Below are 12,485 nucleotides of genomic sequence, written 5' to 3'. Positions count from 1 at the left end.
GGTCGGGCCTGCCTCTTAGGTGAGCCCGCCTTGCCGAAACAGCGCCGCTGGGGCGCGCCCTTGTGCACGGGGTGCGCCCCAGCGGCGTGTGTGCGTACGGCGTGTGCGCGTACGGAGTGTCTGCGTACGGGGGTGGCTTACCAGGCCGTGCGTGCCTTGTGCGCCTTGTCCTCCGAGGGGAGCAGGATCCACAGGGCTATGTAGAGCAGGAACTGCGGGCCCGGGAGCAGACAGGAGACCAGGAAGATCACGCGCATCGTCGTCGCGGAGGTGCCGAAGCGCCGTGCAAGCGCGGCGCACACTCCGCCGATCATGCGGCCGTGGGTGGGTCGGGCGAGCGCGGTCATGGTGCGGCTCCTTCGCGAGCGTCGGCCGAAGGGCCCTTGTGGGCCTTCCGGGTGGGTGCCTCATCTGACATCCACGCTACGGCGACGAAGCGGGCAAAGCGTCACTCTATGGAGCTATCCCGACCCTGGGAATCGTCGGGGTCCGACCCTGAGCGGGCTCCTCCTGGGGGACGGTCGCCCGGTGTGCGCGCTCGGACCTGCGACGGAGCCCGGCGCGGGCCGCGGGGACGACCATGGTGTGCGTCAGGGCCACGCCGAGTGTGTTCAGCAGCAGCGAGTCGACGTCTACGACCTGGCCCGGTACGCCGGTTTGCAACAGCTCGATGCCCAGGGAGATCAGGGCGCCGGCGGCGACCGTGCGGACCAGCGAGCCGAGCGGGGAGACGCTGAGCCTGCCGTGCGCCATCGGGATCAGCACCCCCAGCGGGGCGAGCAGGCCGAGCCCCTCGGCGATGCGCCGGGCGGCCTCCTGCCAGCCCAGCGCCATGTCCGCTCTGATCCCGGCGAACGGCCGCAGGTTGGCGGGCATCACCCAGGGGACGTCCAGGGGGCGCAGCGTGAGCCAGGCGACGAACGCCAGGTGTGCGACCAGGAGGACACCCCCCGTCGCACGGATGCGGATCGCGGCGCTGCCGCCGATGGAGCCTTGACGCTGCACGCCCCCCTAGACGCGCCCCCCGGCGGGATCGGTTCCGGGGCGTGGCGTATCGGGGTGTGAGGTGTCCGCCACACACGGTGGGGGTGGGGCCGGGATGCCTTGTGCGGGTGCGTGGGGGTTCGCGTGCGAATGCCTGCGGCGGCCTGTGGGGGTGGGGTGGGGGTGCGCGTAGCGCCTGCGGTGGGTTTGTGGGTCGGGGCCGCGCCGGGGGGTGTCCGTCCTCGGACCGGCGGCCCCCTTAGGCCAAGAGGTGCCGCGTGTTGACGCCGGTCACTGCGGGCGGACACCCCCCGACACGTCCCCTTCCCGCCGTACGCGGCTGCCGCGCCGCGGGGGTGCGCCCCGGGGCGTGGCCGTACGCGCTTCTTGGTGGCCTCAGCCGTCCGTGATGTCCGTCGACGGAGGCTCGTTGCTGCCCGGTCTGGTGCGGACCTCGTCCGTGCACTCGTAGCGGCGCAGGGGCTCGCCGGTCGGGCCGCCCAGGATCACCGAGCCGTCGCCCTCGGCCGCCGTCGAGTCCGAGAAGGTGCAGACGATCTGGGCGAGGGCGTACGACGTGAGGTCCTTGGGCGGGGTGCTCAGGCGCAGTGTCTCGTCGGGGTCGCCGGGGCGGGGGCCGCTCACGCTCATGGCGCCGCGCACGTCCGTGGTGTAGCCGGCCTCCTTCTCGTCGGCCGACGGCGTCGCCTCCAACTCGTCGAGCAGGCCCTGAGCCACCAGCACCCGCCGTGCCGAGTCCGCCGTACCGTCGGGCACGCGTACCGTGCGCTCGACGGCCACCAACTGCGAGCCGCACAGCAGGAACACCTGCACGGGCAGTCCGCGAGTGGCCTGCGGTGACACCTGCGGTTCGGAGAGCGAGCAGCGCACGCGCGAGGGAGCGGGGCCGAAGTCGGTCGGTACCTCCGTGGGCCGTATGCCGCAGCCGGTCAGCAGGGCGGCGGCCAGCCCGGAGAACGCCAGAAGGCGGCCTGCGCCGCGTACGTTCATCGGGCGTCCCTCTCCGGCATCAGGCGTCCCCCTTCTTGGCACCCTTGTCCTCGTTCCCGTTCGTCTGTTCCGCCAGCTCCGACGCGTCCCGGGGCAGCCGCAGGGTGAACACCGCGCCGCCCTCGGGGGAGTTGGCGGCGGTGATCTCGCCGCCGTGGATATGGGCGTTCTCCAGGGCGATGGACAGGCCCAGGCCGCTGCCCTCGGAGCGGGGGCGGGAGGCGCTGGCCTTGTAGAACCGGTCGAAGACGTGCGGGAGGACGTCCTCGGGGATGCCGGGGCCGTGGTCCTGTACCTCGATCACTATCGAGTCGTCCGCCGCACGGACCGAGACCCGTACCGGCGAGCCGCCGTGCTTGAGCGCGTTGCCGATGAGGTTGGCCAGGATGACGTCCAGGCGGCGCGGGTCCAGGCGGGCCATGATGCCGCGCTCGGCGTCGAGGTCGACCGCGTCGAGCCAGGCCCGGGCGTCGATGCAGGCGGTGATCTGGTCGGCGAGGTCGACGTCGTCCAGGACCAGGCGGGCCGTGCCCGCGTCGAAGCGGGTGACCTCCATCAGGTTCTCGACCAGGTCGTTCAGGCGGCGCGTCTCGCTGACGACGAGGCGTACGGCGGGTTCGATCATGGGGTCCATGGAGCCGGACTCCGCCTCCAGCTCCTCCTCCAGGACCTCGGTGACGGCGGTGATCGCGGTGAGCGGCGTACGCAGTTCGTGGGACATGTCGGCGACGAAGCGCCGGGACGCCTCGTCCCGGCCGGCCATGTCGGCGACGCGCTTCTCCAGCGCCTCGGCGGCCTTGTTGAAGGTCCGGGAGAGGTCGGCGAGTTCGTCGGTGCCGGAGACGCGCAGCCGGGTGTCCAGCTTGCCCTCGCCGAGCCGGCGGGCCGCGACACCGAGGCGCTGCACGGGCTTCAGTACGGTCGTGGCGGCGGCCTGCGCGAGCAGTGCCGAGCCGATCAGGGCGAGGCCGGTGGCGATGCCCAGCGACCAGGCCAGGGAGTTGAGGTCCTTGGCCTCGGGCTCCAGGGACTTGAGCATGTAGCCGGTCGGGCCGCCGCCCATCACCTTGGTGCCGGCGACCAGGTAGGGCGTGTCGTCCTCCACGATCCGCTGCCAGTAGAGGCGGTACTCGGACTTCTCGGTGGAGGTGACCTTCTGCTTCTTGTTCACCGCCTCGCGCAGCGACCCGGGCACGTCGGCGAGCGTGAAGCCGTCCAGGCCGCCGGAACTGCCGTACACAGGGCTGCCGTCGACGTCCTCGGCGACGAGCAGCACGCTGAAGCGCTGGCTGCTGTTGGCCATCTGGCCCGCGGTGTGCTGCAGTTCGTCCTGTGTGGGTTCCTCGGGGAGCAGGCCCGCGCGGGTCTGCATCTCCTGCTGGAAGTCGCGCAGTACCGCGTCCTGGGTACGGGTGAGGACCGCCTCGCGGTTGAGCCAGTAGGCGATGCCGGAAGCGGACACGGCGGCGGTGAGCGCCACCAGGCCGAAGACGACCACGAGCCGCAGCCGCAGACTGGTGAAGCGCAGCCGCGACCAGACTCCCTTGCGTGTCGCGGCCCAGCCGCGCAAACCCCCTCGTGCCTGTGTCACTGAGGCGCGTCCAGGCGGTAGCCGACACCACGGACGGTACGGATCAGCGTCGGGGACGACGGGACGTCCTCGACCTTGGCGCGCAGCCGCTGGACGCAGGCGTCCACGAGGCGGGAGTCGCCGAGGTAGTCGTGCTCCCAGACCAGGCGCAGCAGCTGCTGGCGGGAGAGTGCCTGTCCCGGGCGGCGACTCAGTTCGAGCAGCAGGCGCAGCTCGGTCGGGGTCAGCTGGAGGTCCTCGCCGTTCTTCGTGACGGTCATCGCGGCGCGGTCGATGACCAGGCTGCCGAAGGTCGCCGCGTCGTTCGACTCCCGCTCCCCGCGCCGCAGCACGGCGCGGATACGGGCGTCGAGGACCCGCCCCTGGACCGGTTTGACGACGTAGTCGTCGGCGCCCGACTCCAGGCCGACGACCACATCGATGTCGTCGCTGCGCGCCGTCAGCAGGATGATCGGCAGCTGGTCGGTGCGCCGGATGCGGCGGCACACCTCGAACCCGTCGATGCCGGGCAGCATCACGTCCAGCACGATCAGGTCCGGCCGCTGCTCACGCAGCAGCTTCAGGCCGTCCTCGCCGGTGGCAGCGGTGGCCACACGGTGTCCCTGGCGCGTCAGTGAGAGCTCCAGGGCCGTACGGATGGCGTCGTCGTCCTCGATCAGCAACAGGGAAGGCACGGGGCTCATTCTGGCCCATGCGGGGCGGGGTTTCGACACCTGTACGAGCTGTACGGATACGCGCACGTAGCGCTCATGACCGTGTCCGCGCTGTCCCCCACCTGAGGGGGACCTGCGAGCGGGGCCCTGTGACAGGTCTGTGACAGTCGGCGGACACGGCCATGAAGGTGCCCGGGCAAGCTTTTCGGCACAGGCAGGACAGCAAGCCGCACCAAGCAGCACGACCGAGCAGAACACCGGAAGTCCACGACGGGGGGCGCGAGATGAACACGCTGCACAGCAACAGCACCAGCGCAGTGATCACGCGTCTGCACGACGTGCACGGGGGCCGGGGTTCGGAGAAGTCCGGTGCCGATGGGGCCACCTCCCTGCTCGAACGAAGCCGCGAGCTCGGGGGAGGGCGGGGGTGCGCTCGCGGCACCGGGCGTCAGCACACCGCGTACATGACGGTGGTTGACGGTTTCACGGGGGAGCCCGCGGCGGTAGCCGCTATGGGTACGGTCGGGGGAGCCGCGTACAGGGAGGACTCGGGGGAGCGGCGTCGCTCGCTGTCGGAGGCGGAGTTCACCGCCTACGTCCAGGAGCGCCGCGCCTCCCTGTACGCAACCGCCTACCACCTGACCGGGGACCGGTTCGAGGCCGAGGACCTGCTCCAGAGCGCGCTGTTCTCGACGTACAAGGCGTGGGACCGGATCAGCGACAAGGCCGCCGTCGGGGGTTACCTGCGGCGGACGATGACCAATCTGCACATCAGCGCGTGGCGCCGCCGCAAGCTGAACGAATACCCGACCGAGGAACTGCCGGAGACGCCCGGCGACACGGACGCGATGCGCGGCACCGAGCTGCGCGCGGTCCTGTGGCAGGCGCTCGCCCGGCTGCCCGAACTCCAGCGCACGATGCTGGTCCTGCGCTATTACGAGGGCCGCACCGACCCGGAGATCGCGGAGATCCTCGACATCAGTGTCGGCACGGTGAAGTCGAGCATCTGGCGGTCGCTGCGTCGGCTGCGTGAGGACGAGGTCCTCAGCTTCGGCCGTGACGAGGAGGACGCCTTCGGGGAGCTTGTCGCCTGAAGGTCCTGGGGGGGCCGCTCGGGGGAGCGGTAGCAAGTGGGGGGACCCACGGGGGCCGGGGGGCCCACGGGGGACCAGCGGGGGATGCTCCCCCACGGGGGAAACGGGGAGCGCAACGAGAGCGGGGCTGGAGGGCCGGGGGGTCCGTCCAGTCCCGCTTCGCTGTGCGGTCAGTGGACCTTCATGAGGATCGCTTCGGCGGGTGAGTCGCCGACGGCGATGGCGGCGGCCGGGTCCATCCCCTCGACCTCGTACGCGGTGATCCTGCGTTCGGGAACGGTGTCCCCGGGGTCGTTCGGGGTGTCGTCGCACTCCGGGATCGTGGCGGTGCCCAGCTTCTCCCCGACGGTGAAGTCGACGTTCGCGACGTCCCGATAGGTGCGATGGTCGTACGTCACCAGGTACGCGCACAAGGCCTCGGCCGCGCCGCCCGCGCCGCCCGCCTGCGCGCAGCCGACGGCCGCCGCGACGAGCAGCGCGGACATGATCAGCCGTCGGCCGGTCTGGGGAGCAGCGGTCATTGGCTTCCTTCCCACGGGGACCGTTTCCGGTCCTACGACGGAGAAGGCGCCGTGGTCGTTCAGGTGGCCGGGGTCGCCGCCGGGCAGCGGCCCGCCGCGGCCTCGGTGAGGCGGCCGAGGGCCTCGTCCCGGTCGCAGGCGTGGGCGCCGAGCGCGGTCTGGCGGGCGATGATCGAGCGCTCCAGGCGCATCAGCCGCCAGCCGCGGCGCAGCAGGAAGGGCACCGACTTGCGGCCCTCCCTCAGGTCGCGCAGGAAGCGGCGGCGGAAGGTCTTGACCGGACCGCGGCTCAGGCACAGCGCGTCGGCCAGCACACCGAGTTCCCGGCAGCGTGTGACGATCTCGGCCGCGAAGATGCCCTCCGCGATGAACAGCGGCGTCCGCCCGATCTCCACGGCCTCCTCGCCGGTGCGGGCGCTGAGCGAGATGTCGTAGAGCGGAACGTTCGTACGACCGGTGCGGCACAGCTCCATGATCGCTGCCACGGCCGTGTCGGCGTCCCACGAGTCGGGGTGGTCCCAGTCGATGTCGGAGCTCCCGGGGACCTGGGGCAGGGTCGGGTCGTCGCCCTCTTTGTAGAAGTCGTCGAGCCGCAGCACGGGAAGCCCGGAGCGGGCCGCGAGAAGAGACTTGCCGGAGCCGGAGGGGCCGCAGAGCAGCACGACTCGCGTCGGTATGGGCGGTTGGGAACTCACGGGACACCAGTGTGAGGCATCGCCGGGCCGGGGAACGACCCCGCGGGTCGGCTTTGATGCGCGCATCACACCTCGAACACGTCGGGTATCGGGGCGGTTGCGCCGCGTGGTGCAACGGTGGCGGCAGAGAGCCGCGCTTCCCCTGGACGGCGGGGAAGCGCGGCTCTCCGGTCTCGGTGCCCGGCGGTCCTCAGTACGACGAGCCGGACGCGCCCAGCGACCCTGTCGGGTGCCAGACCGTCTTCGTCTCCAGGAACGCCGTCATACGGTCGATGCCCGGCTTCGCCGACCAGTCGACCTCGTCCACAGGCTGTGGACGAAGGACGCGCTTGAGGTTGTCCGCCGCGGCGATCTCCAGCTCCTTCGCCAGTACGTCGTCGGCGCCCGCGAGGTCGATCGCGTTGACGTCCTGGTGTGCGGCCAGGGGCGTCGCGATCTCCGCCGTACGGCCGGAGAGGATGTTGACCACACCGCCGGGGAGGTCGGAGGTGGCCAGGACCTCGCCGAGGGAGAGGGCGGGGAGCGGGGACTTCTCGGAGGCGATCACGACCGCCGTGTTGCCGGTGGCGATCACCGGGGCGACGACCGAGACCAGGCCCAGGAAGGACGACTCCTGGGGGGCCAGGACGGCCACCACGCCGGTCGGCTCGGGGGAGGAGAGGTTGAAGAAGGGTCCCGCGACCGGGTTTCCGCCGCCGACCACCTGGGCGATCTTGTCGGTCCAGCCCGCGTACAGGACCCAGCGGTCGATCGTGGCGTCGACGACCGCCGCCGCCTTGGACTTCGACAGCCCCTCGGCGTCGGCGACCTCGCGCACGAACTGCTCGCGCCGGCCCTCCAGCATCTCGGCGATGCGGTAGAGGATCTGACCGCGGTTGTACGCCGTCGCCCCCGACCACGCCCCGAACGCCTTGCGGGCGGCGACCACCGCGTCACGGGCGTCCTTGCGGGACGACAGCGGTACGTTCGCCAGCCAGTTGCCCTTCCCCGCCGCGCCAGCGGCTGATGTCTTCGCCGTCACCTCGTACACCCGGCCGCTCTCGGAACGCGGGAACTTCCCGCCGACGTACAGCTTGTAGGTCTTGAAGACCGACAAGCGCTGTTCGGTCTTTTCGGTCTTCTCAGACATCGAGGTACGCCTCCAGGCCGTGGCGGCCGCCCTCGCGGCCGAAGCCCGACTCCTTGTAGCCGCCGAAGGGCGAGGTCGGGTCGAACTTGTTGAACGTGTTGGACCAGATCACTCCCGCGCGGAGCTTGTTCGCGACGGCGAGGATCCTCGACCCCTTCTCCGTCCAGATGCCCGCCGACAGGCCGTACGCGGTGTTGTTGGCCTTGGCGACGGCCTCGTCCGGGGTGCGGAAGGTGAGGACCGACAGCACCGGGCCGAAGATCTCGTCGCGGGCGATGGTGTGCGCCTGGGTGACGTTCGTGAAGAGCGTCGGGGCGAACCAGTAGCCGCTCTCGGGCAGTTCGCAGGCCGGGGACCAGCGCTCGGCGCCCTCCGCCTCGCCCTGCTCGACGAGCGAGGTGATGCGCGTGAGCTGTTCCTCGGAGTTGATCGCGCCGATGTCGGTGTTCTTGTCGAGGGGGTCGCCGAGGCGCAGGGTCGACAGGCGGCGCTTGAGGGACTCCAGCAGCTCGTCCTGGATCGACTCCTGGACCAGCAGACGGCTGCCCGCGCAGCAGACCTGGCCCTGGTTGAAGAAGATGCCGTTGACGATCCCCTCCACCGCCTGGTCGATCGGGGCGTCGTCGAAGACGATGTTGGCGCCCTTGCCGCCGAGCTCCAGGGTGAGCTTCTTGCGGGAGCCCGCGACGGTCCGCGCGATCTCCTTGCCGACGGCCGTCGAGCCGGTGAAGGCGACCTTGTTCACGTCAGGGTGCGCGACGAGCGCGGCGCCCGTGTCGCCGTAGCCCGGAAGGATGTTGACGACGCCCTTGGGCAGGCCCGCCTGGCGGCAGATGTCCGCGAAGAACAGGGCGGAGAGCGGGGTGGTCTCGGCCGGCTTCAGGACGACCGTGTTGCCGGTCGCGAGGGCCGGGGCGATCTTCCACGCCAGCATCAGCAGCGGGAAGTTCCAGGGGATGACCTGGCCCGCGACGCCGAGCGGCTTCGGGTTCGCGCCGAAGCCCGCGTACTCCAGCTTGTCGGCCCAGCCCGCGTAGTAGAAGAAGTGCGCGGCGACCAGGGGGAGGTCGGCGTCGCGCGTCTCCTTGATCGGCTTGCCGTTGTCCAGGGTCTCCAGGACCGCCAGCTCGCGGCTGCGCTCCTGGATGATCCGGGCGATGCGGAAGAGGTACTTCGCGCGCTCCGAGCCGGGCAGCGCCGACCACTTCTCGAAGGCCTTGCGGGCGGCCTTCACCGCGCGGTCCACGTCCGCCGCGCCGGCCTGGGCGATCTCGGAGAGGACCTCCTCGGTGGACGGCGAGACGGTCTTGAAGACCTTGCCGTCGGCGGCCTCGGTGAACTCGCCGTCGATGAACAGGCCGTACGAGGGCGCGATGTCGACGTTTCCGCGGGACTCGGGAGCCGGTGCGTATTCGAATGCCGATGCCATGGTGATCAGTCCACCGTCACGTAGTCGGGGCCGGAGTAGCGGCCGGTGGCCAGCTTCTGACGCTGCATCAGCAGGTCGTTCAGGAGCGAGGAGGCGCCGAAGCGGAACCAGTGGTTGTCCAGCCAGTCCTCGCCGGCGGTCTCGTTGACCAGGACGAGAAACTTGATGGCGTCCTTGGTCGTCCTGATCCCGCCGGCCGGCTTCACGCCGATCTGGATGCCGGTCTGGGCACGGAAGTCGCGTACCGCTTCCAGCATGAGGAGCGTGTTCGCGGGGGTGGCGTTGACGGCGACCTTGCCGGTGGACGTCTTGATGAAGTCCGCCCCGGCCAGCATGCCGAGCCAGCTCGCACGCCGGATGTTGTCGTACGTCGACAGCTCACCCGTCTCGAAGATGACCTTGAGGCGGGCGCTCGCCCCGCAGGCCTCCTTCACGGCGACGATCTCGTCGTACACCTTCATGTAGCGGCCCGCGAGGAACGCCCCGCGGTCGATGACCATGTCGATCTCGTCGGCGCCGGCCGCGACGGCCTCGCGCACATCGGCCAGCTTCACCCCCAGGGGCGCGCGGCCCGCCGGGAAGGCGGTGGCGACCGAGGCGACCTTCACCGAGGAGCCGGCGACGGCTTCCTTGGCGGTGGCCACCATGTCGGGGTAGACGCAGACGGCCGCGGTCGCCGGGGTCGTACGGTCGGTGGGGTCGGGGTGGACCGCCTTGACGCCGAGCGCCCGGACCTTGCCCGGGGTGTCCGCGCCTTCGAGCGTCGTCAGGTCGACCATCGAGATGGCGAGGTCGATGGCGTACGCCTTGGCGGTCGTCTTGATGGAACGAGTGCCGAGCGACGCGGCGCGCGCCTCCAGGCCGACCGCGTCGACGCCGGGCAGCCCGTGGAGGAAGCGGCGCAGCGTGCTGTCGGACGCGGTGACGTCCGAGAGGGTGTGCGCTGCGGTGGGTGCATTGGTGGGCATGGTCACCAGACGAGCATATCTACGCGCGTAGCAGCTGTACAGGGCCGGGTGCTCATCTTGTGCGGGGGGTGGTGCGTATGAGCGTCGTCCGACCCGTCGGGCAGAATCGGGCCCATGACGACCCCGGAGCATCAGTCACCCACACCGGAGCCCGTGTCCAGGGACCGGGTCTACCGCTCGCCCATGGGCATCGTCGGCGGTGTCCTGCTGCTGGCCATCGTGCTCTGGCTCGGTACCGACGCCCTGGTGCGGGGCGAGGGGCGCACGCAGTGGCTGGCGCTCGCGGGGCTGATTCTCCTCGTGCCGCTGGTGTCCGCGTTCACCCTGCGGCCCGCCGTCCACGCCAACGAGGAACGGCTGCGCATCCGCAACCCGCTCCGCGTGATCGTGCTGCCCTGGGGACAGGTCGCCGCGCTGCGGTCCGGCTACTCGAACGAGGTCGTCGCCAAGTCGGGCGCCAAGTACCAGCTCTGGGCGATTCCGGTCTCGCTGCGGGCGCGCAAGAAGGCGGCACGTCGGTCGGCCAGGGCGGCCGCGGAGAGAAGCGCTGCCGCGCGGGGTGAGCGCGGCGGTCGCGGGCTCGGGGGGCTCGGGTTCGGGGCGCCGCGGATGGATGTGGACGCCGACGGGCCGGTGCGCGCCGAGACCGACAAGGTTATGGACGACCTGCGGGAACTCCTGGAGCACCGGGCAGGGGCGGAGTCCGCGCAGGGCGAGGTGATCGTGCGGTGGGCCTATGAGGTGGCGGGGCCGGCGATCGCGGGGGCCCTGCTGCTGGTGATCTTGCTGGCGGTGGGGTAGCGGGCCGAGGGGCGGCCGGTTGGCGGGCGCCCGGCGGTGGGAGGGTTCCGCCGGGGCGGTGGCTTCTGAGCATTCCCGTCAGGAGGTCTCAGGTCTGTGCGTCTCCCGGTCTGTGCGTCTCCCGGTCTGTGCGTCTCCCGGTCTCTGCGTCTTCCGGCTTCTGCGTCTCCGGTCTCTGCGTCTCCGGTCTCTGCGTCTCTCGGCCTCTGCGTCTCTCGGCCTCTGCCTGTCCGACATGCGGGAGTCGGCCGACCTCGGGACTCAGGGCGCGCCCGGCCACACCAGCGCCATGTGGGCGCCGCAGTACGCCGAGCCGGCGACCGCCGCCGCCAGGACCAGCACGCGGTGGCGGCGGGTGGCGCGGGACAGGTGCAGGGCGACGGGGAGCAGGAGGGGGAAGGCGGGGAGCAGGAAGCGGGCGCGGGGGAAGTAGACGCCGCCGCTGCCCAGGACGATCGTCAGCAGTACGGCCGTGAAGACCAGCAGCGGCACCGGCTGCCGGTCCCACACGGACAGCCCGAACAGCACCACCGAGGTGATCAGCGTGAGGGTCACCAGCACCAGGAACAGCCTGGGCGCCGGGTCGTACACCAGCAGCCGCCGCATCATGCGCAGGGTCTCCCGGCCGCCGTCCAGCTCGTTGTGCCACAGCCGCTGTACGGCGAAGTAGCCGTCCCAGCGGCCGAGGCGCAGGCCCACCCAGCCGACGTATCCACACCAGCCGAGCGGCGCTACGACGGCCGCCGCGAGGGTGCGGAGGCCGAAGTGGCGGCGCAGGGCGAGCAGGGCCGTCACCGTGACCGCCGCGGCCACCGCGATGCCGGTCGGGCGGGTCAGGCCCGCCAGCGCCGCCAGCCAGGCCGCGGTGAGCAGGCGGCCGGTGAGCACGGCGTACAGCGCCCAGGCCGCGATCGCCGTGAACAGGGACTCGGTGTAGCCCATCCACTGCACCAGGCCGACCGGGAACGCGGCCCACAGGACGGTGAGGAGGACGCCGACACGGCGGCCGTGCAGCCGGTCGCCGACCGCGAAGACGCCCCATGCCGCGACGAGGGAGGCGAGGACGGCGAGGGCCAGTCCGGTGCTGGCGCGGGTGCCCGGGGTGAGGGCCGCGACCGCCTTGACCAGGACCGGGTAGAGCGGGAAGAAGGCGAGGTTGTTGGCGTTGTGCGCGGTGCCGAGCTCGCGCGCGTATCCGTGGTCGGCGATGCCGAGATACCAGTCGGCGTCCCACTGCGTCGCCAGGATCGGCCAGACACCGTGCTGCCGGCGGTGCGCCCAGACGGAGAGGAGCAGCAGGCCCGTGCAGCGTACGGCGAGGTAGCAGAGGAGGGCGGGGGCCGCGTGGCGCAGGGCCCGCAGGGCAGTGGAGAGAGCGCGCCGCAGCGGCGGGGGCGGGGAGCCGGGGTGGGGGTCGGCGCCGGGGGCGGTGGTCGCTCGGGGTGTCGGCCGGAATGCGGTCGAGGACACGGCGGCGGCTCCAGGCTGCTCGGTGGTGCGTTTCCGCTCCACCGTTGCCCGGGCGGCGGAAGGGGGCGTGGAGCCCGGGTCAACCGCCGTGGGGAAATCACCCGATGGGGTGCCTCCGAGTGGGGGCACCCCATGGTGT

General features: G+C 71.4%; 13 protein-coding genes. 2 read left to right on the top strand and 11 right to left on the bottom strand.

Annotated elements, in window-relative coordinates; genetic code table 11:
- Window positions 1–137: 137 nt before the first annotated feature.
- The 5 genes from AQI70_RS17845 to afsQ1 all read right to left on the bottom strand — a co-directional run bounded on the left by AQI70_RS17845 (window position 138) and on the right by afsQ1 (window position 4,260).
- Window positions 138–347 carry a PspC domain-containing protein gene (locus AQI70_RS17845; RefSeq protein WP_062150739.1) on the bottom strand — a complete coding sequence of 70 codons (210 nt, stop codon included), beginning with the start codon at window positions 345–347 and terminating at the stop codon, window positions 138–140.
- A gap of 106 nt (window positions 348–453) precedes the next feature.
- The gene (locus tag AQI70_RS17840; RefSeq protein WP_062150735.1) at window positions 454–1,005 is read right to left on the bottom strand and encodes a VanZ family protein; all 552 of its coding nucleotides are present in this window, start codon (window positions 1,003–1,005) and stop codon (window positions 454–456) included.
- A gap of 375 nt (window positions 1,006–1,380) precedes the next feature.
- Window positions 1,381–1,995, bottom strand: a complete 615-nt coding sequence (locus AQI70_RS17835; RefSeq protein ID WP_062150732.1) for a hypothetical protein — start codon at window positions 1,993–1,995, stop codon at window positions 1,381–1,383.
- Between the two features lie 19 nt (window positions 1,996–2,014).
- Window positions 2,015–3,586, bottom strand: a complete 1,572-nt coding sequence (locus AQI70_RS17830; protein WP_062150729.1) for a sensor histidine kinase — start codon at window positions 3,584–3,586, stop codon at window positions 2,015–2,017.
- Window positions 3,583–4,260, bottom strand: coding sequence for a two-component system response regulator AfsQ1 (afsQ1, locus tag AQI70_RS17825; RefSeq protein WP_037886857.1), 678 nt, complete (start codon window positions 4,258–4,260; stop codon window positions 3,583–3,585). Before afsQ1 ends, AQI70_RS17830 begins: the two co-directional genes overlap by 4 nt.
- A gap of 263 nt (window positions 4,261–4,523) precedes the next feature.
- On the opposite strand from afsQ1, the gene AQI70_RS17820 reads away from it, so the two are divergent.
- Entirely contained in the window at window positions 4,524–5,333 is an 810-nt protein-coding gene (locus tag AQI70_RS17820) for a SigE family RNA polymerase sigma factor (protein ID WP_062150726.1), read from the top strand.
- A 170-nt stretch (window positions 5,334–5,503) separates the two neighbouring features.
- On the opposite strand, the gene AQI70_RS17815 is transcribed toward AQI70_RS17820, so the two are convergent.
- From AQI70_RS17815 to deoC, 5 genes are all read right to left on the bottom strand, one after another.
- The gene (locus AQI70_RS17815; protein WP_062150724.1) at window positions 5,504–5,854 is read right to left on the bottom strand and encodes a DUF6281 family protein; all 351 of its coding nucleotides are present in this window, start codon (window positions 5,852–5,854) and stop codon (window positions 5,504–5,506) included.
- 59 nt (window positions 5,855–5,913) lie between these two features.
- Entirely contained in the window at window positions 5,914–6,615 is a 702-nt protein-coding gene (locus AQI70_RS17810) for a uridine kinase family protein (protein WP_079051347.1), read from the bottom strand.
- A 124-nt stretch (window positions 6,616–6,739) separates the two neighbouring features.
- A complete protein-coding gene (locus tag AQI70_RS17805; protein WP_062150718.1) occupies window positions 6,740–7,678 on the bottom strand; it encodes an aldehyde dehydrogenase family protein in 939 nt (312 codons plus the stop codon).
- Complete coding sequence (locus tag AQI70_RS17800; protein ID WP_062150715.1) at window positions 7,671–9,107, bottom strand: aldehyde dehydrogenase family protein; 1,437 nt, start codon at window positions 9,105–9,107, stop codon at window positions 7,671–7,673. Before AQI70_RS17800 ends, AQI70_RS17805 begins: the two co-directional genes overlap by 8 nt.
- 5 nt (window positions 9,108–9,112) lie before the next feature.
- Window positions 9,113–10,075: a deoxyribose-phosphate aldolase gene (gene deoC, locus AQI70_RS17795; protein WP_062151919.1), complete on the bottom strand. Its 963-nt coding sequence runs from the start codon at window positions 10,073–10,075 to the stop codon at window positions 9,113–9,115.
- Window positions 10,076–10,189: 114 nt separating this feature from the next.
- Here deoC and AQI70_RS17790 point away from each other — a divergent pair, with 114 nt between their 5' ends.
- Window positions 10,190–10,876: a PH domain-containing protein gene (locus tag AQI70_RS17790; RefSeq protein ID WP_062150712.1), complete on the top strand. Its 687-nt coding sequence runs from the start codon at window positions 10,190–10,192 to the stop codon at window positions 10,874–10,876.
- Between the two features lie 261 nt (window positions 10,877–11,137).
- Here AQI70_RS17790 and AQI70_RS17785 read toward each other — a convergent pair whose 3' ends face one another.
- Window positions 11,138–12,346, bottom strand: coding sequence for a hypothetical protein (locus AQI70_RS17785; protein WP_425264620.1), 1,209 nt, complete (start codon window positions 12,344–12,346; stop codon window positions 11,138–11,140).
- Window positions 12,347–12,485 lie beyond the last annotated feature (139 nt).

It is taken from the genome of Streptomyces curacoi (genome assembly GCF_001513975.1).
In the GTDB taxonomy this organism is placed as follows: domain Bacteria; phylum Actinomycetota; class Actinomycetes; order Streptomycetales; family Streptomycetaceae; genus Streptomyces; species Streptomyces curacoi.
The sequence above is the reverse complement of the archived record's forward strand: the minus strand, read 5'-3'. Positions and strand labels throughout refer to the sequence as shown.

Excerpts from the sequence above, each read along its gene's own strand:
- AQI70_RS17845 (WP_062150739.1), bottom strand. The coding sequence starts at position 347 with ATGACCGCGCTCGCCCGACCCACCCACGGCCGCATGATCGGCGGAGTG.
- AQI70_RS17835 (WP_062150732.1), bottom strand. The coding sequence starts at position 1,995 with ATGAACGTACGCGGCGCAGGCCGCCTTCTGGCGTTCTCCGGGCTGGCC.
- AQI70_RS17820 (WP_062150726.1), top strand. The coding sequence starts at position 4,524 with ATGAACACGCTGCACAGCAACAGCACCAGCGCAGTGATCACGCGTCTG.
- AQI70_RS17815 (WP_062150724.1), bottom strand. The coding sequence starts at position 5,854 with ATGACCGCTGCTCCCCAGACCGGCCGACGGCTGATCATGTCCGCGCTG.
- AQI70_RS17810 (WP_079051347.1), bottom strand. The coding sequence starts at position 6,615 with ATGCGCGCATCAAAGCCGACCCGCGGGGTCGTTCCCCGGCCCGGCGAT.
- AQI70_RS17805 (WP_062150718.1), bottom strand. The coding sequence starts at position 7,678 with ATGTCTGAGAAGACCGAAAAGACCGAACAGCGCTTGTCGGTCTTCAAG.
- AQI70_RS17800 (WP_062150715.1), bottom strand. The coding sequence starts at position 9,107 with ATGGCATCGGCATTCGAATACGCACCGGCTCCCGAGTCCCGCGGAAAC.
- deoC (WP_062151919.1), bottom strand. The coding sequence starts at position 10,075 with ATGCCCACCAATGCACCCACCGCAGCGCACACCCTCTCGGACGTCACC.
- AQI70_RS17790 (WP_062150712.1), top strand. The coding sequence starts at position 10,190 with ATGACGACCCCGGAGCATCAGTCACCCACACCGGAGCCCGTGTCCAGG.